The organism is Marinobacter sp. MMG032, assembly GCF_040112695.1.
GTDB lineage: Bacteria > Pseudomonadota > Gammaproteobacteria > Pseudomonadales > Oleiphilaceae > Marinobacter > Marinobacter salsuginis.
In genome coordinates this window covers 467,165-492,077 of record NZ_CP157802.1, presented here as the reverse complement: position 1 = coordinate 492,077, position 24,913 = coordinate 467,165, and the positions used below count along the sequence as shown (strand labels likewise).

The window sequence follows — 24,913 nt, the reverse complement described above, 5'->3', positions numbered from 1 at the left end:
CTTTCACCCCGCTGAAAATACTTTGTGTGCGGCTTCCGCAACAATTCCATGTCGCTGTGCCAGTTTCCACCGATCATCGTCGTAGCCGCCGCCAATGACCGTTGCCACTGGAATGCCCCGCCGTTTTAATTCAATGAGCACCTGAAAATCCCGCTCGAAAATTCCCTCCTCGGAAATACTCAGCCTGCCGAGGGGATCATCCCTGAAAACATCGACTCCTGCATCGTACAGCACGATGTCTGGACGGGATTGCACAAGCGCTCCCTGTAGCGTCTCGCTGACAACTTCCAGGTAGGGCTCATCCTCAAGGCCATCCGGCAGGGCGACATCGAGGTCACTTATTTTTTTCTCGAAAGGGTAGTTACGCTCACAGTGAATCGAGCAGGTAAAGGCATTTGGCTCATTGGCCAACAAGGCAGCGGTGCCATCACCCTGGTGTACATCCACATCGAAGATAAGCACACGATTAACGCCATCCTGCTGCAACAGCACATTGGCGGCGATCGCCAGATCGTTGAGGATGCAAAAGCCGGCAGCGTAATCGTAATGGGCATGATGAGTGCCACCGGCCAGATGACAGGCAATGCCATGCTGAAGGGCCAACTGGGCAGTCAAAACCGTGCCGGAAGGGGCCAGGAACGTGCGTCGAACGAGGCCCTTGCTCCAGGGCAGGTTCATCTGACGTTTCTCCCTTGCCGAGAGTTGATCGCCGGCGAACCGGGCAAGGTAATCCGGGCAGTGGGTCCGGGTCAGCCACGCCTGTCTACACGGGGCAGGGCGGAAGCCGTTGGCTTGAGTCAGAAGCCCCCGCTCGCGAGCGTAGTCAGCAAGAAGTCCGAACTTTTCCATAGGGAAACGGTGTTTGGCCGGAAACGGGAAGCTGTAGTCTGGATGGTGAACCACGGGTACGGGCATTGGATCGTCCGGGAGCGGTGTATTTACTGCGTCAGAACGTTATTCGGCGGGTACCGCTGCGATACCTGAATCGCACAGTGCTTGGATCTCCTTGCTGGAATACCCGCATTCTGCCAACAGTTCGGTGGTTTGCTCGCCCAGCCGTGGTGCCCCTTGCCACTGTTGCTCTGGTGTCGCCGAGAAGCGTGAAGGTGCCCGGGCCTGACGGAGCCGCCCAGCCTGTGGGTGATCATAGTTTGAGAGCAGGCCGTTCGCCTCGACCTGAGGATGGTCCAGCACTTGAGTTCGGGTTAACACCGGGGCGCAGGGCACTTGTTCGGCTTCCAGTTTCGCCAACCAGTGTTCGGCCGTATCGGTTTTTATAACCGACTGGATCAGCTCCAGCCTCGCATCAATATTCTCCTGGCGCAGCTTGGCTGTCATGAAGCGAGGATCCTCCGCCCACTCCGGGCGGTTCAGAGCACGAATGAGGGCTTGCCACTCCCGGTCGCTCTGAACCGCAATGGTGATGTAGCCCGTCGTGGTCTCGTAAATCAGGTCCTGAAGACTTGCTGCTTCCTGTTGTGGCACTTCGCTGTGAACGAAGGTCTGGCTGCCCATATCGGAGCTCCACAAAAACGCGATGATCGCGTCCAGCATGGATAACCGCACATGCTGAGCCTCGCCCGTGCGTTCCCGGGCGAACAGTGCCGCGGTGATCGCCTGGGCGGCGGTCACACCGGTGAGTTTGTCTGGAAGAATCGTTCTCACCAGTTGCGGGCGCAGCTCATCCGCGCCTGCCTGCACGGTGGCCAATCCCGAGAGGCCCTGAATCAGCGGGTCGTATACCGGTCGCTGGGAATACGGGCCGGTATCACCAAACCCACTGATCGATATCACGATGAGGTTCGGAGCCACCTTGCGGAGTTGCTCCTCACCAAGCCCCATCCTCTCTATGACTCCCGGTCGGAAGTTCTGCACAAAGACATCGGCCGTTGCCACCAGGCGAAGCAGTGCATCTCGGCCTTGCTGCTCTTTCAGATTTAATGCCACCGACTTCTTGTTACGGTTGTTGTTCAGATACAGCGCCGACATGTCCCCCTGCCGGTTGGCGGCGGAGCGAGTGAAGTCGCCGCCGGCTGGGTTTTCAACCTTGATGACCTCGGCTCCCTGATCCGCCAACATCATGGTAGCCAGCGGTCCGGAGATCATGGCGGTCAGATCGATAATGCGGATTCCGTCGAGCGGTCCGGTCATGGAAAAGAGCTCCTGTTTTGTTCTGAGGGCGCTCCCAGACGAGAGTGCACCACTCGGAAAAAGGGTTCGTACTCTAGACTTTATGCTGCATCTGAATAGTTGTTGATACGCAACAGAGAAGAAAATTCATCAAACCAGAGGAGCGCCAGTGTCCACCAGCGTCGAAATGAGTGAAATTTTTCTCGAGTACCCCACCGAATCCGGCAAGGTCGCTGTACTCAAAAATGCCTCTCTCATGGTGCCCCCCGGAGAAACACTGGCAATCACCGGACCCTCTGGCAGCGGGAAAACCTCGCTGCTTCTTCTGCTTTCCGGCTTGCAGCGCCCGACCAGTGGCGAGATCTTTGTGGGCGATCAGCGCCTGGGCGAGATGGATGCCAACACCCTGGCGGACTGGCGAAGTGAGCACCTTGGCATTATTTTCCAGTCCTTTCACCTGTTGCCGGGCCTGACGGCCCTGGGGAATGTCAGTCTGCCGCTTGAAATTGCCGGCGAGGAACGACCCCGGGAACGGGCGCTTGCCATGCTGGAGGCGGTTGGCCTCAGCCATCGTCTGCAGCATTACCCGGGGCAGCTGTCTGGGGGAGAGCAGCAACGTGTCGCGATTGCCAGGGCGCTGGTGCACCAGCCGAGCCTGCTGCTGGGGGATGAGCCAACGGGCAACCTGGACCATGAAACCGGCGAGAAAGTCCTTTCCCTGTTATTCGATCTTCACAAGGAGAGCAAATCCACGCTGGTGCTGGTAACGCACGACGAGCGCGTTGCCGAGCGATGCCAGCATCGGGTTCGAATGGATGGTGGTCGTCTTTATGAATCGTGAAAGCCCTCGCCAACCCCGTTCCACGAGCCCGCTATGGATGATCAGGTTCGCGATCACCGATCTGCGATCGCGGATCTCTGCGCTGAAGGTCTTCCTGGCCTGTCTTATTCTGGGCGTCACCCTGGTAGCTGCGACAGCCAGCCTTTACCGGGTGATCGAACAGAGCCTGCTGGCGGATACCCGGGCGTTGTTGGGCGGTGATGTAGAGCTGGATACCAGCGAGCCCCTGCCGGATGAAGTGCTCGAGTGGATTCGGGCCACCGGCAACATTTCGCTGGTCCGGGAATTCGATACCATCGTGAGTGGCAGCGGCGGTGACGGATTTTTTCGGGCCGAGATACTGGTCCCGGATGCTCTGTATCCCCTCTACGGCGAACTGGAACTGGTTCCTGATGAATCCCTGCAGGATCTGACGGCCCGGAAACAAGGGCAGTGGGGCGCCATCATCGATCCACTGCTGGCAGAACGCCTTGGTCAGTCTGTTGGCGACCAGATCGAGATCGGCGCAGCCACCTTTCGAATCAGCGGTCTTATCGAGAAACAACCTGATCGGAGCCTGAATGCCAACTGGCGTGGCCTGCCGATCATGATTTCTGAACCGGCGGTTGAGGCAACCGGATTAATCCGCCCGGGTAGCCGTGTGGATTACGAATACCGGGTGCAGACCGAGCAGAATCTCGACACCTGGCTTGAGCTATTCGAGCAGGCATTCCCGGACGCCCGATGGGAAATCACAACCTTCGCCGAGCGCAGCGAGCGAATCTCCGAGCGGCTGGACCAGATTGCTACAGCGCTGATCCTTATTGCTTTCACCACCTTGTTCATTGGCGGCCTCGGCGTTGCCAACAGCATTCACGCCTACCTTGATGAAAAGCTGGGCACCATTGCCACGCTGCAAACATTGGGCCTTCGCCGAAAACCGCTAGTGGGCATATACCTGCTGCAGATTGGCATTCTGGGTAGCCTGGCCGGGCTTGTTGGGGGCGGCATCGGACTGGGGCTGTCCGCCCTGGCAATTGGCGTGGCGGGGGATGCCTTCGCGCTGACGGGGCCAGACGGGGCGGGAGGCTGGTTGTCCTTGTGGATCACCCCCTTACTACTGAGCTGGTTGTTTGCCGTGCTGACCGCCTATGTGTTCGCTCTGCCGGCTCTGGCGCGTGCTCTGGCTGCTGCACCAGCGGGGCTTTTTCGAGGGCAGGTTCAGGCCGCCCCGAATGAACCCCGCAGTTGGCGGATTGCCAGTTACCTTTTGCTGGCAGTCTACATAGGCGCGACGCTCCTCTTGCTTCCGTCGCCCCATCTGGGATTCCTGTTCCTGCTGGCGGTAATCGGGCTCTGGGGGCTCCTGGAGGGTTTGATCAAGGGATTGCGCCGCGGTGCAAAGGCCCTGGAAAACGGCGGCTTCGCTGATCGCAGGTTTGCCCGGCGTCTGGCCCTGGCCAACCTTCACAGGCCGGATTCTCCCCTGCGGGCCACGCTGCTTTCTCTGGGTACCGCTCTCACGTTGGTGGTGGCTTGTACGCTGATGGTCACTACGCTCATGCGGGCTCTGGAAACCACGATACCGGAAGAGTCACCGGCGCTGATTCTGTACGAGGTGTTCCCGGACCAGATGGAACCGCTGCGAACAGAGCTGGAAGCCCTGGACAGCTCCAGCCGCGTGGAGCTGCTCCCGATGGTCCGTTCCCGGCTTGCCACCATCAACCAGCGGCCGATTGCCGAGGTGCTTGCCGACAACGCCGAAGCCAGGCGGGAAGCCATGGGGGATGAATACAAACTGAGCTATCTCTCCGGCAACCCAGAAGCTCTCGAACTGGTGGAAGGAAACTGGTGGACGTCGCCGGCCCCTGAAGGCGAGCCTGCCTACATGGCCATGGAGGATCGGGAGGCGTATCAGCTTGGCCTGGGGGTAGGCGATCAGCTCACCTTTACTGCACAGGATAAGAGCATCAATGTCGAAATCCGTGCAATCTACCGGCAAAAAGGACTCCAGACACGATTCTGGTTTGAGGGGATATTGCAGGAAGGGGCGCTGGACGACCTGATCAGTCTGTATGTAGGCGCGGTTTATCAGAGCGACGAGGCGGCCAAGGAATCCCAGCAATGGTTGGCACAGAACATCCCCAACGTGATCACGCTGCGGACGGCAGACTGGCTCGAAACGGCCGGGGACCTGCTGAACAAGGCTGCCGCGGGGCTTGCGGCGGTCGCCTCCGTAAGCCTTCTTGCCAGTTTGCTGGTGCTTTCCAGCGTGGTCAGTGTGAGTCGCAGGCGGCAGCTCTATGAGGCGAACCTGTTGCACTGCCTTGGCGCCCGACATGGGGCCATCAGGCAATCCATGTTGCTTGAAACCGGCTTGCTGACTGTTCTGGCAACGGTCTTCGCCACAGGGCTTGGCGCGTTAATTGCCTTACCCGTAGCTGACCTCGCCCTGAAGCTGCCTGCAGGTGATCTGTGGTGGGTTGGGGCGCTGGTTGCGGGTGTTGTCAGCTCTCTGGCGCTGTTGGGTGGACTCCTGCCCACGCTCAAGGCAATGCGGCTGAATCCTGCTGTGTTGCTCAGAGACAGTTAAAACGTCTTGCTGACGCAATAAATTCGTCTTTTAGGTAAATGAGGAGGAAAAGTTATTTAAATTATATACTTAAGATCGCCAAAAAATGCCGTTTGTTCGTTTTTTGGCCGGCATCATGAGTTGCAGGCTCAAAAAATCCGGTTATATTGAGAAAATTAAGGAAAATTGCCTACCAAATGGCAAATTTCAAAAATTTTCACTAAAACATCTACGGTAGTATTTTTACGTATGCTTTTTGCACATAACTCGTGTTGTGTACGCATAACAGACACACACTTATCGTCCACAAAAGAAAAAGAGAGAAAAACTATGATTCGCAAACTTGCACCGCTGGTATTCGCTTGTGCTGCAGTCACCTCCGTGAACGCCACAGCAGACCAGCTGGACACCGTGATTCAACGTGGCACTCTGAACTGTGGCGTGGTTCTGGACTTCCCACCCATGGGGTACTTTGACGAGAACAACGAGCCGGCTGGCTTCGACGTGGATTACTGTAACGACCTGGGCGAAGCGCTCGGCGTCGACGTTAACGTTCTCAACCTCACCTGGGGCGAGCGGATCCCATCTCTGGTCTCCGGTAAAACCGACGTTGTTATCGGTTCCACTTCCGATACGCTGGAACGTGCCAAAACCGTCGGCTTCACCTACCCGTACTTCGTTTTCAAATTCCAGGTTATTGCGAACGAGGACAAGAACATTGAATCCTTCGATGACCTTAAGAACCTGAAGGTTGGTGCAGCACTCGGTACTACCTACGAAACCGAGTACCTGGCCTACGCTGAGCAGCAGGGCTGGGGCAAGGACAACTACACCTCGTTCAAGTCTGAAAACGACGCCTACCTGGGTCTGTACCAGGGCAAGGTGGACGCGATCATTTCAACCAACACGAACATCGCAACCAAGCTGCGTAGCGAAGAGTTTGCGGACTTTGAAGCAGGTCCCTACGTGCCCAACTACGACGACGTTGTTGGCATTATCGCCAAGCGTGACGAGGTGGCCTGGATCAACTACCTGAACCTGTTCCTGGTTCGCCAGATTCGCGATGGCAACATGAACGAAGCTTACAACAAGCACTTCGGCACCGATGCACCTGCCGATCTGATCCAGTCCCTCCGGGACAACAAGTAAGCGCCGAAGCGACGGCCGCCAGACAGGCGGCCGTTATTGCATTGGTTCCCGGGTCAGGCGCTCATTCAGCGGCGCGCTGCCCCAAAATTCTGATCGCAGCTCTGTTTCGAGGGCAGTGGTCGAGTTTCCTACCATTCATTAAATGGCCAAGGTATGGACTACGAATTTCACTGGAACGTTGTATTCCAGAACATGCCCCAGCTGCTGAACGGTGCTTTCGTTACCTTGCACGTATCCGTTCTAGCCATGCTTCTGGGCATTGTGATCGCAATACTGTTGGCGATCGCCAAAATGAACAACACTAAGTTCTTCAGCCAGGTTGCTACGGTGTGGGTCGAAATTGCCCGGAATACGCCGGCACTGTTTCAGATCTACATGGCCTATTTCGGCCTTGGTGCGTTCGGGATTCACCTGAGCCCGTATGTGGCCGTGCTGAGTGCACTGGTCTTCATCAACGCGGGCTACCTCACGGAGACTTTCCGGGGTGGCTTCCAGTCGATTCCCAGCACCCAGTACAGCGCCTCCAAGTCCCTGGGTATGACCAGCATCCAGTCGTATCGCTATATCATCCTTCCGCAGATGCTGAGGCGCATCTATCACCCGATGACCAACCAGTTTGTCTGGTCGATTCTGATGAGCTCTCTGGGGATTCTGGTGGGTATGAGTGAACTCTCCGGCACAACTCAGAGACTGCAGTCACTGTCGTTCAGAACGCTGGAGTTCTTCATCGTGGCGGCGGTTATGTACTTCATCATCACAAAGCTGGTGTTGTTCGGGTCATCGCTGCTTGCCCGTCGACTGTTCAAGGGGGAAATCTGATGAATTCCTTATTCACACCCCTTTCCTGGAGCGATAGCGGGCTGATCCTGACCGGTGTCTGGAACACCGTCATCATCTCTGTTGTGGCCATCGTCGTGGGTACCCTGTTGGGTCTGGTGGTCGGCTTCATCCGCTCCGAGAGCAACAAGGTGGTCAATGTGGTGTTCGGGGGCGTTCTGGACGTGCTCCGGAGTGTGCCGCTGATCATCCAGCTGATTCTGTTCTCAACCTTCGTTGGCGCAATGGGCAACCCCCTGGCGCCGTTTGTTGCGGGCTCCATTGTGCTTTCGCTTTACACCATGGCGTTTATGGCCGAGGTGTTCCGCGGAGGCTTCGAGAGTGTCAGCCCCTCAATGCAGACAGCGGCGCGCTCACTGGGCATGACCAAGTGGCAAACCATCTACCACATCCGCTTGCCCATCGGCCTGCGCGCGGTGTTCCCGTCCTGGCTGGGTGTTTCGCTCAGCGTTATCAAGGACTCGGCGCTGGTGTCGGTGATCGGTTACATGGAATTGCTGCGCACGTCAGAACAACTTATTTCAAGAACCCAGCAACCGCTCGAGATTCTCATAGGTGTTGGTATCTTCTACTTCATTATTTCGTACCCGCTTTCCCACTACGGCCGGTACGTTGAGAGGAAAATGGCAATATGATCAGTGTACAGAATGTCCATAAATCCTTCGGTGATCTTGAAGTGCTCAAAGGCGTGAGCCTGGACGTGCAGAAAGGCGAAGTGGTGAGCGTTATCGGGGGCTCCGGTAGCGGCAAGTCGACTCTGCTGTACTGCATCAACGCCATCGAGACCATCAACAGCGGCAAGATTCTGGTTGATGATGTGGATGTGCATGCCAAGTCCACCAACAAGGACAAGCTGCGCCAGAAACTGGGCATGGTGTTTCAGCAGTGGAATTCCTTTCCCCACATGACGGTACTGGAGAATGCGGCGCTGGCCCCCAGAATCGTCAAAAAAATGAGCAAGGAAGAAGCGATCGAGATTGCCAAAAAGGAACTGGAGCACGTTGGCCTGGGTGACAAGCTGGATGTGTACCCAACCAAGATGTCCGGTGGTCAGCAGCAGCGCCTGGCCATTGCCCGTGCCTTGGCCATGAAGCCCGACTACATGCTGCTGGACGAGGTAACCTCTGCGCTCGATCCGGAGCTGGTGGGCGAGGTTCTCGATACCCTTCGCCTGTTGGCGGAAGAGGGCATGACCATGATCTGCGTAACCCATGAAATGGGCTTTGCGCGGGATGTGTCCGACCGGGTGGCCTACTTCCATCAGGGCGTGATTGCGGAGATTGGTGAAGCCAGGCAGGTGATTACCGATCCGCAAAACCCGCTCACTCAGAAGTTCCTCTCGAAGGTGCGCTAAAAAGTCGCCACAGACGTGGTGCTGGTTGGGGGAGTTTTTGGACCCGCTTCCCCAGCCATTTTTACGTGTCAGTTCCGGTTTTTCAGAACCTCATAAATTTGCGATATCGCGTCGTCCTGCCCCTCCTTTTCCATCATATCCTCGAGTAATTCCAACACCCGTTTCTCATCGTTACTGCGGAGTCCTGGCCAGTAAACATATGGCACCAGATCCGGATTGCGGATAAAGAACAGCGCGGTTTCTTCCGGCGCGTTCGCAATGTCGCCCCGCAGGCCCAGGGTGAAATGGCGGCCCTCATGGCCCTGCAGTGTTACCAGAAGTGAGTTGTCCCGTTCAATGAACCGGCTTTCCTCAACTGAAATAGGCTCCGCAAGGTCGGGTACTGACGTGATGTAATACTGAAAACCCAGGAATGCCACCAATACAACAAGCAGGGCGGCCAGGGCAGTGGATTTGATCATTGAGTGTCTTCCGTTCGGGGCAAGCGTGCCTCAATCCTTTTTCATCAGGTACTCCGCCACCGCTTGATAAGCGGGCAGCGAGGTTGGGTCTATCTTGCTGTTACTGGCATTGGGAAACGATGCGAAGCGTACCAGAACCATGTTGGCGGTGGGGTCAATGTAAATGGTTTGCCCGTGCACGCCTCGAGCGGCATAAGCGCCATTGGCATTGTGGAAGATCCACCACATGCCACGGTAGCTCCCGCCGGGGAGGGTTTTGTAGCCAGCCTTGGCAAAGGCCTTCTTGTCGCCGCCGGCCTCAATTGCATTCACCACAGATTCAGGAAACAGTTGCTGGTCTTTGTACTGGCCCTTGTTCAGCATCAAGAGGCCAATCCTGCCGAGATCCCTGAGCCCTGCGCTCAGGCCGCCGCCCGCGAACGGCGTACCTTTGGCGTCTATCGTCATGTAGGCGTCCTGTTCAGTGCCCAGGGGTTGCCACAGGCGATCGGAAAGGAGATCCGCCACGCTCTTACCGCTTACCCGGGAGATGATCCAGCCGAGGGCATCGGAATTGACCGTCCGGTAGCCGAACGCATCGCCGTGTTCGCCGTTCTGCTCAACGGTTTGCAGGTACTCGAAATAACCCTCCGGCCCGCTGTAATCGGAAGGCTTTGGCAAGGGGCTGGCGGCGGCAGAGTACTGCCAGATGTCTGCCTCGGGATCGGCGTAGTTTTCGCTGTAATCCAGCGCGGTGGTCATATCCATCACTTGTCGAACCGTCGCAGTGCCGAAGGCACTGTCGCGCAACTCGGGTACAATCGTGGCGACTTTGGACTGGTCATCAAGTTTGCCCTCAGCGACCAGGATTTCTGCCAGCAAGCCGGTGAGGGACTTTGTCATCGACATGGCCGCGTGTTTGCCGGCTTCGTTCAGGCAACCGTTGTAATACTCATACACAATCTTGCCATGATGCAGGATCAGTAGCCCGTCGGTGTAATTGGCAGACAGAGACTCCTGCCAGCCCATGGGAGTGTCGCTACCAATCGGCGTGAATGAAATGCTATTGATGCCATTGTCCAGGGCGTAGGGCAGAGGATCCGGGGCACCTATGCCACGACTAACTTGAGTGGTAGGGAGCAGCTCCCGTATGTGACACACCGTCCAGCGCAGTTTCGGAAAGCTGAAGTAATTGCTTTGCGGTTGCCCGATCAGTTTATCGTCTGACGGTGGAAAACCGGTCATCCATTGCAATGCTCCCGGGTCAGATGCTTCAGCGCTCATCGGAGCTGAAGCCTGGGTAGTGGCCCATGCGCCTGGAATGCTTAACGCGAAGAGCATCAGGGCGTGAACAGGATTGAAGCCGGGCATGTCCATTTACCTCGCAAAATTCGTTACATGGCCCTGGAGAAGACCGAGAACGGCAGGGCCTTCAAGACGTAACTCAGTGGCGTCCATGGCCACCAGGGTACGTAGCAGCGGCGCTTTTCTGATTCGATGGCTTTAACCAGGGCCTTCACGCCGGTTTCCAGGTCCACCCTGAAGGGCGCGTTCTTGGTATCCCGGTTGATATCCGTGAGAATGTAGCCGGGCATGATGTTGCTGACGTTGATTGGCTTGCCCTTGGTATCCAGTTGCAGACCTTCTGCCAGGGACGCCACCGCAGCCTTGGTGGCGGCGTAAACGTTCAAGGGCCCGCGGAAACCACGCACCCCGCTGACTGAGGACATCAGCACCAGGTGGCCGCTGTTCTGCTCGCGGAAGATCTCCATGGCCGCCTCGCTCTGGGCAATGGCCGCGATGAAGTTGGTCTCGGCGGTGTGTCTATTGGCCGCGAAGTGTCCACGGCCGATAGGCTGGGAACTGCCAATACCCGCATTCACGACTACCCGATCAAGACTGCCCAGCTCATCCCGGAACGCGCGGAACACTTCGAATACCTGATCGTAATCGCAGACATCGAGACCGCGAACCAGCACTCGGATATTGGGGTTGGCCTGCTGCAATTCCCGTTGTAGCGCCTCCAGCTTGTCGGCCCGCCTTGCGCAGAGCGCTAGGTTGCATCCCTTGGCAGCCCATTCGCGGGCCATACCTTCCCCAAGACCAGTGCTGGCACCGGTAATCAGAATGTTCTTTCGCATCAGTTATCCCCTGAAGTCGTTCGTGTTATTTGCGCTCACAGTACCATGATCGAACGCTCAGGGGATTGACTGAAATGCAGCCCGGTACTGACCAATTCTTTCAGTGTGGCCCGTTACTCCACCATGACCGTGATCCTCTCGGAGACCACGGGCGGGTTGTGCGGAACATGCATGTGGTCACCTACGAGAAGCTGTAACGTGTGCTTTCCCGGCGATAGCGTGATCTCGGTTTCGGTTTGCCCGCCGCCAAAGTGCTTGACGTGATCTGTAGCGGGAAGAGGCTGGCTCAAATCCGACGGTATCTCGGTATCGATCAGCAGGTGGTGGTGCCCGGTGCCTGCTTTCTCCACACCGGCGGGCGCCACGCCCATGTTCCGCAGGCCAAAGACAACTTTGAAGGTTTGGTTAACGGTAGCGCCATCGGTTGGCTGGACAAAATACACACCGGCATTGGCCGGGGCTTCAGATTTCATGCTCTCTGCCAGCGCTGATAAAGGCGCGATCAAAAGAGCTGAAACCAGCGTAATTGCGATCCTGTTCATCTCATTTCCTCCCTGGGGGATGCCCCACATGAGTATAGTTGAGGAAGTGAACTTATGGCGGTCCCGCCATAGCGAACCGCCGAAATGCGACTCCGTTGCGCTCAACCGTCTGCTCCCCAACAACCTTGAATCCTTGATACTCAAAAAACGGACGCGCCTCCAGGCTGGCGTCTGTTGTTAGCTTTGTGACTCCGCTGGCAGCCAGGCGCTGCGATGCTGCCTTGTAAAGCAAGGAGGCGACGCCTCTGCGGGAAAACGAAGGCGCCGTGAACAGAAACTCAATATGGCCTGCGGAGGTGAATGAGATAAAACCCGCCAGAACACCCCTGAATTCAGCGACAAGTGTTTTCACGCCTGAGAGGCGGGAACGCCATTGCTCCAGGTCTGGCGATCGTGGTGCCCATGTTGCCAGTTGTTCCGGCGTGTAGCTCTGGGAAGCAATTTGATGCACGGAATCCGTGAACAGAGCGACGATGTCAGCCAGGTCCTGGTCTGCGAAAGGTCTGATATTCATGGTTTGGTCAACGCGCCTCCGCAATGGCTATGCGCTTCGTGGCGCAAACATGATGATCGCCATGCCGAGCAAGGCAACGCCGGAGCCCAAAAGGTCCCAGGCGGTCGGCCTGATGCCATCAACAGCCCATAGCCAGAGAATGGCCATGAAAATATATACGCCGCCGTAGGCCGCATAAACCCGCCCGGCTGCCGTTGGATGAAGAGACAGCAACCAGGCAAATGCCGCGAGGCTCAGAGCCCCAGGGACCAGTAGCCAGATGCTCTTGCCTTCACGAAGCCACAGATAGGGCAGGTAGCAGCCAACGATTTCAGCCAGGGCGGTGACCAGAAACAGGCCGACAGTTTTCAGTTCAGGCAAGGGAGTTGTCCTTTGGAAACGTAAATTTCGTTCTCGCGCCCCAACATTGCAACACTTAACCGAAAGGTGGGGTACTTATTTGCCTATGCGGTAGTAATGGCCGAAATCGCCGTCCTTCCTTGAGCTGCGGATAACCTGCCAGCCCAATTTTTCGGCGACTTTTTTACTGGCTTCATTGTTGTCTGCGATAAACACCTGTGCGGTATCAAGATCAATTTCATGTGCGAGCTTTCCGACGGCCAGTTCACAGGCCCTGGTTGCGATGCCTTTGCCCCAAAATTCCGACCTGATGAAATAGCCGAAATCCAGAATGCCATTAATCTCCTTAATGCCGCAAAAGCCAATAAATTCATCTGAAATAGCGTCTGAGATCACGTAGCGGGATGGACGCTGAAGAGCCTCGTTAAACCAGGCGGCTGCCTCATCATCAGAAAGAGCACGGCGGGGACCTAAGAACCGCATGACTTCAGGATCTGCGAGCATTGAAAGGACCGCAGGTTTATCTCTCGCATTGAGGCCCCGTAGTTTTATTTGCGCGCCTGACAATTTACTTTGTTGCTTTTTACGCAAGTAGGGTCCCAAGAATCTGCTCACTTCTTTTTCGCCAACACCCTGGACCACCTGAATGCCTGCCTGACGCAGTTTTTCCAACCCGTGACCATTGTTTCGAGGGTCTGGATCAATCAGCGCGACGACAACCTGCGAAATACCCTTGGTGATAAAGGCGTCGGCGCAGGATGGTGTCCTTCCTTGAAAAGAGCAGGGCTCCAGTGTCACGTAAGCTATGAGATCGGAAAATGACCCAGAGTAATTTGCCAGCGCATCAGCCTCAGCATGATAGCGACCTGGCGCTCTCGTGTACCCGCTAGAGACCACCACATCGTCTTTTACCAATACGCACCCAACGGGAGGATTAGGCAAGCAGTGTGGCAGGGCCTTTTGCGACTCGGAGAGAGCAAGTGCCATGAATGCTTCGTGAGATGCCAATATTTTTTCCTTAAGTCAAAGTTGGTGCATGTGTTTAGTGGAGCGAATTAGGCCTGCTGCCGCTCCCAAGCCTCATGTAGTTGGGTGAGGATGCCGGTAACTCTTTCATAGACTTCTTCCGGTAAGGAACGATAGCGGTCTCTTGCCCAATCCAGAACTATCGGGCCCCTGATCTGTGAAGCGTGTTGAGGGAATGCCTTCAGGTACTCCTCAGTCAGTGCGGCTCCCCTCGGGAAAATATGAAAGTGGAGCTGAGATTGCTCTTCCCCAAACTGAGCGCAGTAAATGCGTTCAGGTCTCACTATTTGTCTGACCAATGAAGTGACGTTGGTCAACAGAGGCCCAAGACTTTCAGCGGACCGCTTAGGCAAAGCGTCCAGGGATTTGACGGCAGCTAATGGAGAGACGATCAAGTATCCGGGAATAGCACAGGAGTAACAGTGTTCGACAACAAAATCGTTCGAACGCCCAATCTCAAAGTTCATCATTGCCTAATCTACACCTGGTTTTCCGTTGCCTGATGGGGATCGGATTTCAACATCCATCCAAGGCCATTTCTAGAGCAGCAAGGCTCTCCGGCCCTGCCTCGAAGCGCATGCATTTCTTTGAGTCACGCTCCCACGAGGCGGCTGAGCCCATGTGAAGATGCACGTTCACGGCCGCTTCAAATGACTCCTCCAGGAGTCCTGCAGGAACCCAAACCAACTCCATGCCCCTCAGTTGGTTTGGCACTGGGCTACCGCACACCGAGCAGAAATCACTGCGATAGCCTGTTGGCTTCTGGAAAGAAGAGATTTTGTCCTGACCAGACACCCAGCGAAAGTTCTCCTGCTCTACAAACGTTGCCGCATTCGCCGACGAACCTGTTGCCTTACGGCAGAGAGAACAATGGCATTGGTAGAGGTTGGGAATATTGCCCTCAATCTTGAATTTCACTCCGCCGCAAAGGCACTCGCCATCCATTTGTAATTCCTTGTCGCGTTCATTGCGCAGTTAAGAATATGGAGCTTTTTGAAAAATGTTCTACTTCCTAAAGCCGCCATCGCATAGGGTGAGTCTGTTGAAGCATACCGTTCTCATCCCAGTCTTCCCAGCCAGTGAAGGGGATAGGAGGCTCATTGAAGAGTCCCTGCAGCCGCTTTGCCCAAAGGGTTTTCTTCTGTTCAAGCTGCGCTCTGAACCTGGACTCGTCCTCGTAACGAATCCCGCCTCCCTGAATGCCATAGCTCACCTGGGGTGGCAAAACATCAAACCCCACGTAATAAAGCGAGGAATGTATCGGCCATAGCCATTCAACCATGTTGCCAGCGCGTCCGAAGGGCATGAAAGCCTGCTCCGGAGATCCGGTGGTTACCGACAACATGGCTCTTTTGCCCCGGAAGTGCCCCCGATTGTAACGCCGACTCCCGGAATAGAGTCCACCGTATACGAGGACCCGATCAAACCAACCCTTGAGGATTGCTGGTTGCGAATGCCACCACAGGGGAAACTGGAAAATCACGAGGTCTGCCCACTCCAGGCGGCTGATTTCCCTCTGAATCTCGGGCGCCAGTGGACCTCGCTCATAGTGAGCCCGCTGTTCGGTCAAAGGAGCGAAGTAGGCTTTATCCACCCGCTCGGTATAGTGTTCGGCACGTTCGACTGGATCGAACCCTTCCTGATAAAGATCGTCGAATTCCACCTTATACCCCTTAGCCTGAAAAGATTCTCTGGCCACATCAGCCAGACCTCCGTTGAACGATTTGCGTTCCGGGTGTGCGAAAACAATCAGCACGTTCATACCTGATCACTCCTTTTGCATTCATCTGCGGATACCTTAAGATGTTCTTCAGTGCACATAAATTCTCTATCTCCGTAAACTGGCCTTGCATGGATGAACAGCGAATGCGCTGGGACGATCTGCAGATCGTGTCGGCTATTGTTGATACAGGCACGCTATCCGGGGCGGGAAAGCGGCTGGGCATAAGCCATGCTACGGTCTTCCGTCGGCTTACCAATCTGGAAAATCAGCTGGGTGTAACGCTATTCGAGCGTTCGCGCTCCGGATACACGCCAAGCGCTGCGGGAGAGGATCTTTTCGAGGTTGCGAGACGGGTTCAGGAGGATATTACGGGCGTTGAGCGTCGGCTCGCAGGAAAGGATCTCAAACTGTCCGGAACCATCCGGGTCACCACAACCGACACCCTGTTTTCGGGCCTGTTGGCAACACTGTTTGAGAGGTTTCGAGGGAACTATCCCGATATCAAGCTGGAAGTCGTTATCTCGAACCAGCTGCACAGCCTGAGCAAGCGGGAGGCAGACATTGCCATTCGCCCGACAGGGAATCCGCCGGAAACCCTGGTTGGGCGCAGGGTCGGGGTTATCCGGCAGAGCGTCTATGGTCAGCGGTCACAGTGGCAAAACCGGCGAGGACCCCTCGATCCCTTAACGGGCCACCAGTGGATCGGCCCGGACGAACACATGGGCAATCGTGCCCTGGAAACCTGGATGGCGCAAAATGGTTTGAATGAATTCTGCAGCTACCGTGTCGACTCAATGCTGGGCATGCAAGCAGCAACTCGATCCGGTTCGGCCGTGGCTGTGCTTCCAGACTATCTGGCTGGCTCCGATCCTGAGTTATGCTGCCTGACCGATCCCATTTCGGAACTGGACATTCCTCTGTGGATTCTGAGCCATCCGGACCTGAAACGCGTGAAACGAATGCGGGAGTTTACCCGGGTTATCGGCGAGGAATTGAGGCAAGCACTCGCCAATTGCAAGGCTTAAGTCTTCACCCATTTATCACCTTCCTTGTGATACTCCTGTTTTACCGCCGCCCAGGCAACCTTATGGGCCGTCTCTTCCCGGCTCGCGTCGCCACGGCGGTCTTCGGGATCACGTTATTCTTCCCATGCTGAATTGAACGCTTTGCGGTAAACCTCCTGGGCATGACCTGGCAGGCTATTGCGAACGCTGGCTGGCAATTCCGAATTGTTGTTGTAGGGCATGAGGCTTTCCTCCGAAAAGGCTTTTACTTGGCGCGATTACAGGATATCTCCAACGAATCTAAATCCACCGCCGAACCCGTCGTTCATATTCCCTGAAGTCTTCGCCGAATAAATCCCGGAGGGCACGCTCCTCCGGTTCAATCTGAAACCGGTTCATATAAACGACGAAGAAAATTACGCCAACCAGGGCCCACGCGGACGCCAGGAATACGCCCCAGGCGAGGAGCCACAGCGCGAAGCCGACGTACATGGGATTTCTTGAAAAGCGGTACACGCCTGAGCTGACCAGCTTGGAGCTTGCCTCTGGAGTGCGTGGGTCCACGGTTGTTTGCGCGCTTCGAAAGGACATTACCCCTGCCAGAGGAAAAAGAGTGCCCAGTGCAAGCAGGATGGCCGCGAGGGACAGGCGAAGCGCTTCGCTGGTATCAATGCGCGGGCTCCAGTTTGCGATGACCCACATGAGCATCCCGATGATCAGCACCAGAGCAAGGGGTGGGATGCGTTTTTCCAGCATTTGAAGGTTCACAATAAAAAGGACTCTGTTCTCGGATTCACGAGGGTTGCAGCGATGATTTGCTCAAGCTAATCGTGATCAATCAGACGATCGATCATTTTTTGCCAGCCAGGCCCGAAAAGGTGCCGCTGAATCCGCAAGTTCTATCTGGGTCAATCCCAATTCCTCGGGCCTCACGGGATGGATCTGGCCGTAGAGCTGTTCTGCAATATTGCCGTCTGCAAAGCCGGCCCAATTTGCAGTTTCCTGGGAGGCGGCAAACACAATTCGTGGAATACGGGCCCAGTGAGCAGCAGCCAGACACATGGGGCAGGGTTCGCAGCTCGCGTACAGGGTAGCTTCTGGCATATGCGCGTTTCCAAGCATCTTTCCGGCCATGCGAATTGCCGCCACTTCGGCGTGAGCGGTAGGGTCGCACTCCTGCTTTGCCCGGTTGCCAGCCCGGGCAACAACACTGCCATTGTGAACCACCACAGCGCCAAAGGGTGCGCCACCATCGCCGACCGAATCCACGGCCAGCTGAATTGCTTGTTGGAGATAGGCTTTGTCACGGTCTTCGGTCTGGGGGTAGCTCACGTTGGAACTTTCCTCGTTGTTGAGTATTGCTCCCGCCTGGCTAGCGAAGCTGACTGTCCTTGCTACCTCTACGATTGATGCCGCCAGAGTGGGGATGCTCCTTTTCATGGGCTGACTGGCAATCAATGCACAATCGGACGCCGGGAATAGTCTTACGCCGGGCCTCCGGAATCGGAGCACCGCATTCGTCGCATTCCTCGGCGCTCTCGCCTTCGGCTAACTGGCTGCGAGCGCGCTGGATTTCATCTTCAACGCTTGCGTCGATCTGTTCCTGAACTGCACCATCACGAGACCATCCGCCTGCCATGGGGCCCTCCGAAGTCTGGCTGACTGAAACTACTCAACGTTAGCATTGTAGCTCGGGTGCTCAAAGGTGGCCGATGCCCCATTGGTTGTCGACTCAGGGATTTTCTGTGTATTGGGGCAGGTCGTCTGTGATCTCAAACCACGGCGCCTTGTTTCCCACGTAAACGTGTCGCTCTGGCGTTACGCCCGGGTCTGTATCGAGGGTGCCCATGGGGAACCCAAGCACTTCGGGATGAGCATCGAATTTTGTGTAGAGGCTAGAGCCGCAGTTCGAACAAAAGGCCTTATGCTCACCGGGAGATGACTCATAAAGCTTGATCAGCTCCTCGCCTTGCACCGTGCGCCAGTCTGCTGCATTTACCTTGGCACGGGTTCGAAATGCTGACGCATGAAGCTTGCGGCACATGGTGCAGTGGCAGTTCAGAACATCCGTGAGGGGGCCGTGGATTTCGTATTTGATGCCGCCGCAGAGGCAGCTTCCGGTCTGGTGCATAGGGTCAGCTCCTGTTGCTCCCTTCGTCTTTAAAACTGGCTTCGATCCGTTCCCGAACCATACCATCGCGAGACGTTTAGAGCACCGGATTCATTTTTTATGCAATGCCTTGTAGCGTTCCTCCAGTTCGGCACGAATGGCTCGTCGCTCCTTACCGTTGGCAAATCGCCGTATCTGATCATCGGTGCTCGGAACCAGCTGCGGCACGGGGACGGCCTTACCGCTATCATCAACCGCCACCATGGTAAAGAAGCAGCTGTTGCTGTGGCGAACCAATTTGTCGCGGATATTCTCGGTAACTACCTTGATGCCGATCTCCATGGAGGTGCGGCCGGTGTAGTTCACGCTGGCAAGAAAGGTGACCAGCTCGCCAATCCGGATGGGTTGAAGGAACATCACCTGGTCGACGGAGAGAGTAACGACATAGGTCCCCGCATAACGGCTGGCGCAGGCATAGGCAACCTCATCCAGGTACTTCAAAAGCGTACCGCCGTGCACATTGCCGGAGAAATTGGCTTTGTCCGGCGTCATCAGAACGGTCATGCTCAGGCTTGTTGAATTGTTTTCCATGGCGCTTCTCTGTTGGTTTGCTTTCCAGTATAGGCGCCAGGGTGCTGACAGGTGGCAGTACTTTTTAGTCTGCCTCGAAAGTCACCAGATCCACATCCGCTGCCTGGGTGCGCAGAGGAACCAGTGCCTGGTAGGCGGGGGAGTTGTGCCAATTGGCGACCGAATCCGAGTCCGGAAAGCGTATAACCACCGTATCGGTGTGCCGGTATTGCCCGCTCAGCACCTTTGCACGTGTACCCCGAAGCACCAACTCTCCGCTCCAAGGCACGAGCGTTTCCGGTACCAGGCTGCGGTATTCTGCCCATTTTTCCGGGTCTTTTACGGTGATGTTGCCGATCACGTAGGCTGCCATTTGCATTCTCCGGTCTCTGATTGAGCTGGTTGGTCACGAAAAACAAACGTGACCGCGGGAATTACTGGTTCAGAAGATCTTCAATCCAATTCAGGAATCTGGCCGCACTCCTCGTTTCGAAGCTTTGCTTACCTGGAACGTAATAGCACAAATCTGATGCGACCGATTGAGTGTCGAAGTGCTGCAGAACGTTGGCTTTCAAGAGCTTGCTGGCGAGCGTTGTAGAGCAGAACACCAACCCATTGCCTGCCATGGCCTGCTGGATCCCGAAAAGCTCCTGATCAAACGTTTTGAGTTGAATATTGGCGCCCTCCAGTCCATTTTTTTCCAACCAGGTGGCCAGGGGAGCGTGCGGTAACGCTTTGTTTTTCCACTCCGTGCTGAAAAGTGTAATGGGTTCATTCCCACTGTAAGGCGACTTCATTCCATAAGCACCAAACACATTAAATGACTCCAATCGAACGACGTCAGAGTCCTCAACGACTGAGGCATCCCCGAACCGAATGGGGATGACATAGGATTGGCTGTCGACCGACTCACCGGTGGATATTTCAACAGAGATATCCGGGTTGGCTTGTTCAAATTCGTGCTGGGAGGGGATAAGCACCATCGCTGCCAGCGATGATGTGGTCGTCACCCTCACCGTATTACCAGCCTTCATCACCTCTTCCAAGGCGCTGTCGATTTTCCGAAAACCTTCGGAGGTTGCTCTGGCTAACCGAACCCCCGTTCCGGTCAGGGATATCTGCCTTCCCTGCCGATGAAACAGGCTCACATTCAATCGGCTTTCCAGGTTGCCAATGTGGTGTGATATGGCTGTGGGCGTCAGCGAAAGTTCTTCTGCCGCCAACTTGAAGCTTCCCCGGCGGGCAGCCGACTCAAAGGCTTTCAACGCCTGTAATGACACCTGCAATGTGGGTCTCCCAATCAATCACTGGTTTATGGATGTTATAGATGAGTTCAATTCATCTGCAAGTGCAATTTTTACGTTTGTGCAAGTCTAACCAGCCTCACAAACTAGCTCATGTCATCAACCAACCAAGGAAATGAACATGAGCACACTATTACACATTGATTCCAGTGTTAGAGCGGCGACTAATCCCAACCCGGATCACGATTCCATATCGAAGAATATCGCACGCCGGTTTATTGATACCTGGCAGGAAAACCGGCCTGAAGATGAATATATCTATCGTGACGTTGGCGTGAATCCACCTGCTTTCATTACCCAGGAATGGATTGGCGCGGTGTTTACCCCGGAGGAGAAACGTACCCCGGCACAGCAGGAGACACTGGCACTCTCCGATACCCTGATTGCCGAAGTGTCGGCGGCCGACGTTCTCGTGATCTCTTCACCCATGTACAACTACGGTATGCCGGCTCAGCTTAAAGCCTGGTTCGATCAGATCGTACGCATCGGCAAAACGTTTGATTTCGATCTCGAACGAGGTGACTTCCCGCTGCAGCCTCTGCTCTCAGGTAAGACATTGATCATCGTGACCTCCAGCGGAGAGTTTGGCTTTGAGAAAGGCGGAATAAGAGAAGAGTCTGGCCACCTGGCGCCACACCTGCGGACGCTGAGCAAATACCTCGGGGTAGACACCATCTACGAGATTGCCGCCGAATACCAGGAGTTTGGCGACGAAAGACACCGCGTGTCAGTAGCCAACGCCAAGGAGCGAGCCGAAAGACTTGCTTCAGAGCTGAGCCTTTCAGGCCAGGCAGTATCATCAAGAAATGAGGTCACCGATGCGTGACCGAATTGATGAAGAGCGTCTGGCAACCTGTGGCGAAAGCGCCATCGATCTGGCTATTAGCAATGTAAAAGCCGGTGGTTTGCCGTTTTCCGCTGTGATCGTCAATCAAAGTGGAAACGTTGTCGGCAAGGGGGTAAATCAGGTTGCTGAGCATCTGGATTGCACCGCACACGCTGAAATTCAGGCAATAAGAGATGCTTCAAGGAAGGAGCAAGGCGTTTCTCTAAAAGGGGCTACGTTGATTGCTTCAGGAGAGCCATGCGCTCTCTGCTATATGGCAATCCGTATGGCCGGTATCAGGAACGTTCGTATCGTAGCGGACAGATATGAGGCTAGAGACAACGGGTTCGATTACCTGTGGACTTACCAGTATTTGAATCCTGCCCTTTTGGATGAGCTCGACGTAGTGACTTTAGTTAATGACAGGAAACTGCTTCCATTTAAGATGGCTAACAGGAAATTGAGTGATCAAGGGGAATAGTCTGAGACACTTTTGGATCTATTCGATAAAGTGCTCGCTAACAAAAAGGCCCGGAGTTCTCACTCCGGACCTTCTTGTCACTCACTGCAGTCAATTAACTCAACCGCACTTACTATCGCCGCAGGAAAGGCAGGTCGCACACCCATCCATTACGATCACCGCCTTGGTGCTGCACTTGCCACACATGGTGGCGTTGGCAGGGTAGTCGCTGGCTTTCTCGTCGTTCGTGGCCGTGGTGTGGCTGGCTTCGAACTCGGCACGCTTTTCGGCGAGGATGCGCTTGGTGGTTTCGCTCATTTCCTCGCTTTCCAGCAGGCCAATCGCCTTAAGGTGCTTCTCGATCACGGCTCCAATTTCAGCCACCAGGGACGGCATGAATACGCCGCCTTTCTTGAAGTAGCCACCATTGGGGTCGTACACGCTGCGTAGCTCTTCCACCAGGAAGGTGACGTCGCCACCCTTGCGGAATACCGCTGAGATAACGCGGGTGAGGGCGATTACCCACTGGAAGTGTTCCATCGACTTGGAGTTGATGAACACTTCGTACGGCTGCCGGCTCTCATGGTCGGTGCCTTCGTTGAGCAGGATGTCGTTGATGGTGATATACATCGCGTGCTCGGCCACCGGCGGCTTGATCTTGTAGGTGGTGCCCAGCAGGAAGTCCGGCCGTTCGATGTATTCGTTCATCTGAACGGGCTTGGTTTCTGCGTGCACCGGAGCCTGGTGTTCGGCGGCTGCTTCAGGGTCGGCCTTCTTTACGCGGTAGCCGACGATTTTGTTGCTGATTTTAACTGTCATGTTCGTTGTCCTGTGTCGGTTCCCGGATCAGTACTTGCCGTAGGTGCCTTCTTTCAGCGCGTCAAACAGGTTGGCGGCGTTGTGGATTTCGCCGTCGTACTCTACCTGCTCGTTGCCCTTGAGGGTGACCTTGCTGCCATCGTCCAGGGTGAACTCGTACATTGTGTTCTCGAGGTCTTTTTCCTTAACCAGTACGCCCTGGAAGGCTTCCGGATTGAAGCGGAAGGTGGTGCAACCCTTCAGGCCCTTGTCGTAGGCGTAGAGGTAAATGTCCTTGAAGTCCTGATAGGCGAAGTCTGTCGGAACGTTCGCGGTCTTGGAAATCGAGGAATCTACCCACTTCTGGGCGGCGGCCTGGATGTCCACGTGCTGCGATGGGGTTACATCGTCGGAAGTGGTGAAGTAGGCCGGCAGCTTCTTGTCCTCGTCTTCGGAGAACGGCATGGCGCCCGGGTTCACCAGGTGGCGGTAGGCCAGCAGCTCGAAGGAGAACACATCTACCTTCTCTTTGGTCTTCCGGCCTTCGCGGATGATGTTACGAGCATAGTGGTGCGAGAAGCTCGGCTCGATACCGTTACTGGCGTTGTTGGCCAAAGACAGGCTGATGGTGCCGGTTGGAGCGATGGAGGTGTGGTGGGTAAAGCGGCCACCTTTCTCGGCCAGTTCTTCCACCAGCTTCGGCTCCACGCTGGCAATCTGCTGCATGTACTTGCTGTACTTCGCGTGCAGTACGCGACCTTTCACCTTGTCGCCCAGCTTGTAGCCGTCTTTGCTCAGCTGCGGGCACTTGTTCAACATCTTGGCATCAATCTCGAACTCGTCGTCCATGATCGGCGCAACGCCTTTTTCCTCGGCCAGGGCGAGGGACTGGCGCCAGCCTTCAACGGCCATTTCACGCACGACTTCTTCGGTGAACTGCACGGATTCTTCAGAACCATACGGCATACGCAGCATGGCGAGGGTGGACCCCAGGCCAAGGATGCCCATGCCGTGGCGGCGCTTGTAGGTGATTTCGTGGCGCTGTTCGGCCAGGGGCAGGCCGTTGATCTCTACCACGTTGTCCAGCATGCGGGTGAAGATGCCTACTACCTTGCGGTATTTTTCATAGTTGAAGCTGGCCTTGTCGGTGAACGGGTAGTCCACGAATTTGGTCAGGTTCACGGAGCCCAGCAGGCAGCTGCCGTATGGGGGCAGGGGCTGCTCACCGCAGGGGTTGGTGGCGCGGATGTCCTCACAGAACCAGTTGTTGTTCATCTGGTTGACCTTGTCGATCAGGATGAAACCCGGCTCGGCGTAGTCGTAGGTGCTGGTCATGATGGTGTCCCAGATGAACTGGGCTTTCAGGGTACGGTAGATACGGCAGGCAACCTTGCCTTCGTCGTTTACCACATAGCCTTCCTGCACCGGGAAATCGCGGTAAACGAACTGGCTCGCATCGCTCAGGTCCAGGCCTTCGTCTTCGACTTCCTTCTGGGTAACCGGGAAGGAGAGGTGCCAGTCGTCACCGTTGCGCACGGCTTCGATGAAGTCTTCGGTGATCAGCAGCGACAGGTTGAACTGGCGCAGGCGGCCGTCTTCGCGCTTGGCCTGGATGAAGTCGATCACGTCCGGGTGGTGCACGTCGAACGTGGCCATCTGGGCGCCGCGGCGGCCACCGGCAGAGGATACGGTGAAACACATGCGGTCGAAGATATCCATGAACGACAGCGGGCCGGAGGTGGTCGCACCGGCGCCGGCCACGTACGCCCCTTTCGGACGCAGGGTGGAGAATTCATAACCGATACCACAGCCTGCCTTGAGGGTAAGGCCGGCTTCGTGGTTCTTTTCCAGGATGTCGTTCATGGAATCCTGAACGGTGCCGGAAACGGTGCAGTTAATGGTGGAGGTGGCGGGCTTGTGCGCCTCGGCACCGGCGTTCGAGGTAATCCGGCCGGCGGGAATGGCACCGTTCTGCAGAGCCCAGATGAAGTTCTTCATGTGCTGGGTGCGTACGGATTTGTTTTCCACCTCGGCAAGGGCTTTGGCAACACGTTCGTAGGTTGCGTTGATGTCCTTGTCTACGGGCTCGCCGGTCTTGGTCTTCAGCTGATATTTGCTGTGCCAGATGTCGATCGAGGCTTCCTGCATCGGGATTGTCGTTACCACTGCCTGTGCCTTTGCGTTCATTTCCACCCTCTGTCTTCCGGTATGTCTTCTTTTTATGGCGCCAGTCCTTGTACCAGCGGCGCCATAC

29 protein-coding genes and 1 pseudogene are annotated in these 24,913 nt (G+C 55.7%); 9 read left to right on the top strand and 21 right to left on the bottom strand.

Translation table 11 applies throughout. The features are described 5' to 3' along the window. Positions 1-3 precede the first annotated feature (3 nt). A complete protein-coding gene (locus ABNF92_RS02295) occupies positions 4-915 on the bottom strand; it encodes a histone deacetylase (RefSeq protein WP_349343327.1) in 912 nt (303 codons plus the stop codon). 39 nt (positions 916-954) lie between these two features. Further along, positions 955-2,151, bottom strand: a complete 1,197-nt coding sequence (locus ABNF92_RS02290; protein WP_349343326.1) for a CoA transferase — start codon at positions 2,149-2,151, stop codon at positions 955-957. Between the two features lie 166 nt (positions 2,152-2,317). Between ABNF92_RS02290 and ABNF92_RS02285 the strand changes: the two genes are divergently transcribed. The 6 genes from ABNF92_RS02285 to ABNF92_RS02260 all read left to right on the top strand — a co-directional run bounded on the left by ABNF92_RS02285 (position 2,318) and on the right by ABNF92_RS02260 (position 8,862). Next, positions 2,318-2,971 carry an ABC transporter ATP-binding protein gene (locus tag ABNF92_RS02285; RefSeq protein WP_174805057.1) on the top strand — a complete coding sequence of 218 codons (654 nt, stop codon included), beginning with the start codon at positions 2,318-2,320 and terminating at the stop codon, positions 2,969-2,971. Further along, complete coding sequence (locus ABNF92_RS02280) at positions 2,961-5,543, top strand: FtsX-like permease family protein (RefSeq protein ID WP_349343325.1); 2,583 nt, start codon at positions 2,961-2,963, stop codon at positions 5,541-5,543. The genes ABNF92_RS02285 and ABNF92_RS02280 overlap by 11 nt, the downstream gene beginning before the upstream one ends. Before the next feature lie 309 nt (positions 5,544-5,852). Next, positions 5,853-6,671, top strand: a complete 819-nt coding sequence (locus ABNF92_RS02275; RefSeq protein ID WP_136632295.1) for a transporter substrate-binding domain-containing protein — start codon at positions 5,853-5,855, stop codon at positions 6,669-6,671. 153 nt (positions 6,672-6,824) lie between these two features. After that, positions 6,825-7,490: an amino acid ABC transporter permease gene (locus tag ABNF92_RS02270; protein WP_069184657.1), complete on the top strand. Its 666-nt coding sequence runs from the start codon at positions 6,825-6,827 to the stop codon at positions 7,488-7,490. After that, positions 7,490-8,143, top strand: coding sequence for an amino acid ABC transporter permease (locus ABNF92_RS02265; RefSeq protein WP_069184658.1), 654 nt, complete (start codon positions 7,490-7,492; stop codon positions 8,141-8,143). Before ABNF92_RS02270 ends, ABNF92_RS02265 begins: the two co-directional genes overlap by 1 nt. Beyond that, entirely contained in the window at positions 8,140-8,862 is a 723-nt protein-coding gene (locus ABNF92_RS02260) for an amino acid ABC transporter ATP-binding protein (protein WP_069184659.1), read from the top strand. Before ABNF92_RS02265 ends, ABNF92_RS02260 begins: the two co-directional genes overlap by 4 nt. A 68-nt stretch (positions 8,863-8,930) precedes the next feature. On the opposite strand, the gene ABNF92_RS02255 is transcribed toward ABNF92_RS02260, so the two are convergent. From ABNF92_RS02255 to ABNF92_RS02215, 9 genes are all read right to left on the bottom strand, one after another. After that, positions 8,931-9,323 (bottom strand): hypothetical protein, encoded by a 393-nt coding sequence (locus ABNF92_RS02255; RefSeq protein ID WP_069184660.1) that lies wholly within the window; start codon positions 9,321-9,323, stop codon positions 8,931-8,933. A gap of 30 nt (positions 9,324-9,353) precedes the next feature. Further along, a complete protein-coding gene (locus ABNF92_RS02250) occupies positions 9,354-10,673 on the bottom strand; it encodes a serine hydrolase (protein WP_349343324.1) in 1,320 nt (439 codons plus the stop codon). Between the two features lie 23 nt (positions 10,674-10,696). Then, positions 10,697-11,443 carry an SDR family oxidoreductase gene (locus ABNF92_RS02245; protein ID WP_349343323.1) on the bottom strand — a complete coding sequence of 249 codons (747 nt, stop codon included), beginning with the start codon at positions 11,441-11,443 and terminating at the stop codon, positions 10,697-10,699. Between the two features lie 113 nt (positions 11,444-11,556). Beyond that, positions 11,557-11,985 (bottom strand): DUF4399 domain-containing protein, encoded by a 429-nt coding sequence (locus ABNF92_RS02240; RefSeq protein WP_349343322.1) that lies wholly within the window; start codon positions 11,983-11,985, stop codon positions 11,557-11,559. Between the two features lie 52 nt (positions 11,986-12,037). Further along, a complete protein-coding gene (locus tag ABNF92_RS02235; protein WP_349343321.1) occupies positions 12,038-12,499 on the bottom strand; it encodes a GNAT family N-acetyltransferase in 462 nt (153 codons plus the stop codon). Between the two features lie 27 nt (positions 12,500-12,526). Continuing rightward, positions 12,527-12,859 carry a YnfA family protein gene (locus tag ABNF92_RS02230; RefSeq protein ID WP_136632290.1) on the bottom strand — a complete coding sequence of 111 codons (333 nt, stop codon included), beginning with the start codon at positions 12,857-12,859 and terminating at the stop codon, positions 12,527-12,529. A 75-nt stretch (positions 12,860-12,934) separates the two neighbouring features. Then, positions 12,935-13,846, bottom strand: a complete 912-nt coding sequence (locus tag ABNF92_RS02225) for a GNAT family N-acetyltransferase (RefSeq protein WP_305966175.1) — start codon at positions 13,844-13,846, stop codon at positions 12,935-12,937. A gap of 534 nt (positions 13,847-14,380) precedes the next feature. Next, entirely contained in the window at positions 14,381-14,809 is a 429-nt protein-coding gene (locus tag ABNF92_RS02220; protein ID WP_136632289.1) for a GFA family protein, read from the bottom strand. A 67-nt stretch (positions 14,810-14,876) separates the two neighbouring features. Then, positions 14,877-15,626, bottom strand: coding sequence for an NAD(P)H-dependent oxidoreductase (locus tag ABNF92_RS02215; RefSeq protein ID WP_349343320.1), 750 nt, complete (start codon positions 15,624-15,626; stop codon positions 14,877-14,879). Positions 15,627-15,715: 89 nt separating this feature from the next. Here ABNF92_RS02215 and ABNF92_RS02210 point away from each other — a divergent pair, with 89 nt between their 5' ends. Beyond that, the gene (locus tag ABNF92_RS02210) at positions 15,716-16,612 is read left to right on the top strand and encodes a LysR family transcriptional regulator (RefSeq protein ID WP_349343319.1); all 897 of its coding nucleotides are present in this window, start codon (positions 15,716-15,718) and stop codon (positions 16,610-16,612) included. Here the strand turns inward: ABNF92_RS02210 and ABNF92_RS02205 are convergent. The 8 genes and pseudogenes from ABNF92_RS02205 to ABNF92_RS02170 form a co-directional block, all read right to left on the bottom strand. Beyond that, positions 16,609-16,833: pseudogene (locus ABNF92_RS02205) on the bottom strand (ChaB family protein). The gene ABNF92_RS02210 and the pseudogene ABNF92_RS02205 sit on opposite strands and share 4 nt — an antisense overlap. 58 nt (positions 16,834-16,891) lie before the next feature. Further along, the gene (locus ABNF92_RS02200; protein ID WP_306344443.1) at positions 16,892-17,359 is read right to left on the bottom strand and encodes an isoprenylcysteine carboxylmethyltransferase family protein; all 468 of its coding nucleotides are present in this window, start codon (positions 17,357-17,359) and stop codon (positions 16,892-16,894) included. A gap of 66 nt (positions 17,360-17,425) precedes the next feature. Next, positions 17,426-17,923, bottom strand: a complete 498-nt coding sequence (locus tag ABNF92_RS02195; RefSeq protein WP_227549400.1) for a nucleoside deaminase — start codon at positions 17,921-17,923, stop codon at positions 17,426-17,428. A gap of 40 nt (positions 17,924-17,963) precedes the next feature. Continuing rightward, positions 17,964-18,230 (bottom strand): DksA/TraR family C4-type zinc finger protein, encoded by a 267-nt coding sequence (locus tag ABNF92_RS02190; RefSeq protein ID WP_349343318.1) that lies wholly within the window; start codon positions 18,228-18,230, stop codon positions 17,964-17,966. Positions 18,231-18,323: 93 nt separating this feature from the next. Further along, on the bottom strand, positions 18,324-18,722 hold the full coding sequence (locus ABNF92_RS02185) for a GFA family protein (protein WP_349343317.1): 399 nt from the start codon (positions 18,720-18,722) through the stop codon (positions 18,324-18,326). Between the two features lie 90 nt (positions 18,723-18,812). After that, positions 18,813-19,292, bottom strand: a complete 480-nt coding sequence (locus ABNF92_RS02180; protein ID WP_069184671.1) for an acyl-CoA thioesterase — start codon at positions 19,290-19,292, stop codon at positions 18,813-18,815. A 64-nt stretch (positions 19,293-19,356) separates the two neighbouring features. Then, complete coding sequence (locus ABNF92_RS02175; protein WP_349343316.1) at positions 19,357-19,644, bottom strand: DUF1330 domain-containing protein; 288 nt, start codon at positions 19,642-19,644, stop codon at positions 19,357-19,359. A gap of 61 nt (positions 19,645-19,705) precedes the next feature. Further along, entirely contained in the window at positions 19,706-20,551 is an 846-nt protein-coding gene (locus ABNF92_RS02170) for a LysR family transcriptional regulator (RefSeq protein ID WP_349344052.1), read from the bottom strand. 145 nt (positions 20,552-20,696) lie between these two features. Here ABNF92_RS02170 and ABNF92_RS02165 point away from each other — a divergent pair, with 145 nt between their 5' ends. Both ABNF92_RS02165 and ABNF92_RS02160 read left to right on the top strand, forming a co-directional pair. Beyond that, complete coding sequence (locus tag ABNF92_RS02165; protein WP_222464326.1) at positions 20,697-21,401, top strand: NAD(P)H-dependent oxidoreductase; 705 nt, start codon at positions 20,697-20,699, stop codon at positions 21,399-21,401. Continuing rightward, positions 21,394-21,882 (top strand): nucleoside deaminase, encoded by a 489-nt coding sequence (locus ABNF92_RS02160; RefSeq protein WP_153637193.1) that lies wholly within the window; start codon positions 21,394-21,396, stop codon positions 21,880-21,882. Before ABNF92_RS02165 ends, ABNF92_RS02160 begins: the two co-directional genes overlap by 8 nt. A gap of 99 nt (positions 21,883-21,981) precedes the next feature. On the opposite strand, the gene ABNF92_RS02155 is transcribed toward ABNF92_RS02160, so the two are convergent. Beyond that, a complete protein-coding gene (locus tag ABNF92_RS02155) occupies positions 21,982-22,680 on the bottom strand; it encodes an NrdJb (protein WP_069184949.1) in 699 nt (232 codons plus the stop codon). A 27-nt stretch (positions 22,681-22,707) separates the two neighbouring features. Next, positions 22,708-24,846 carry an adenosylcobalamin-dependent ribonucleoside-diphosphate reductase gene (locus ABNF92_RS02150; RefSeq protein WP_069185068.1) on the bottom strand — a complete coding sequence of 713 codons (2,139 nt, stop codon included), beginning with the start codon at positions 24,844-24,846 and terminating at the stop codon, positions 22,708-22,710. Between the last annotated feature and the right edge of the window lie 67 nt (positions 24,847-24,913).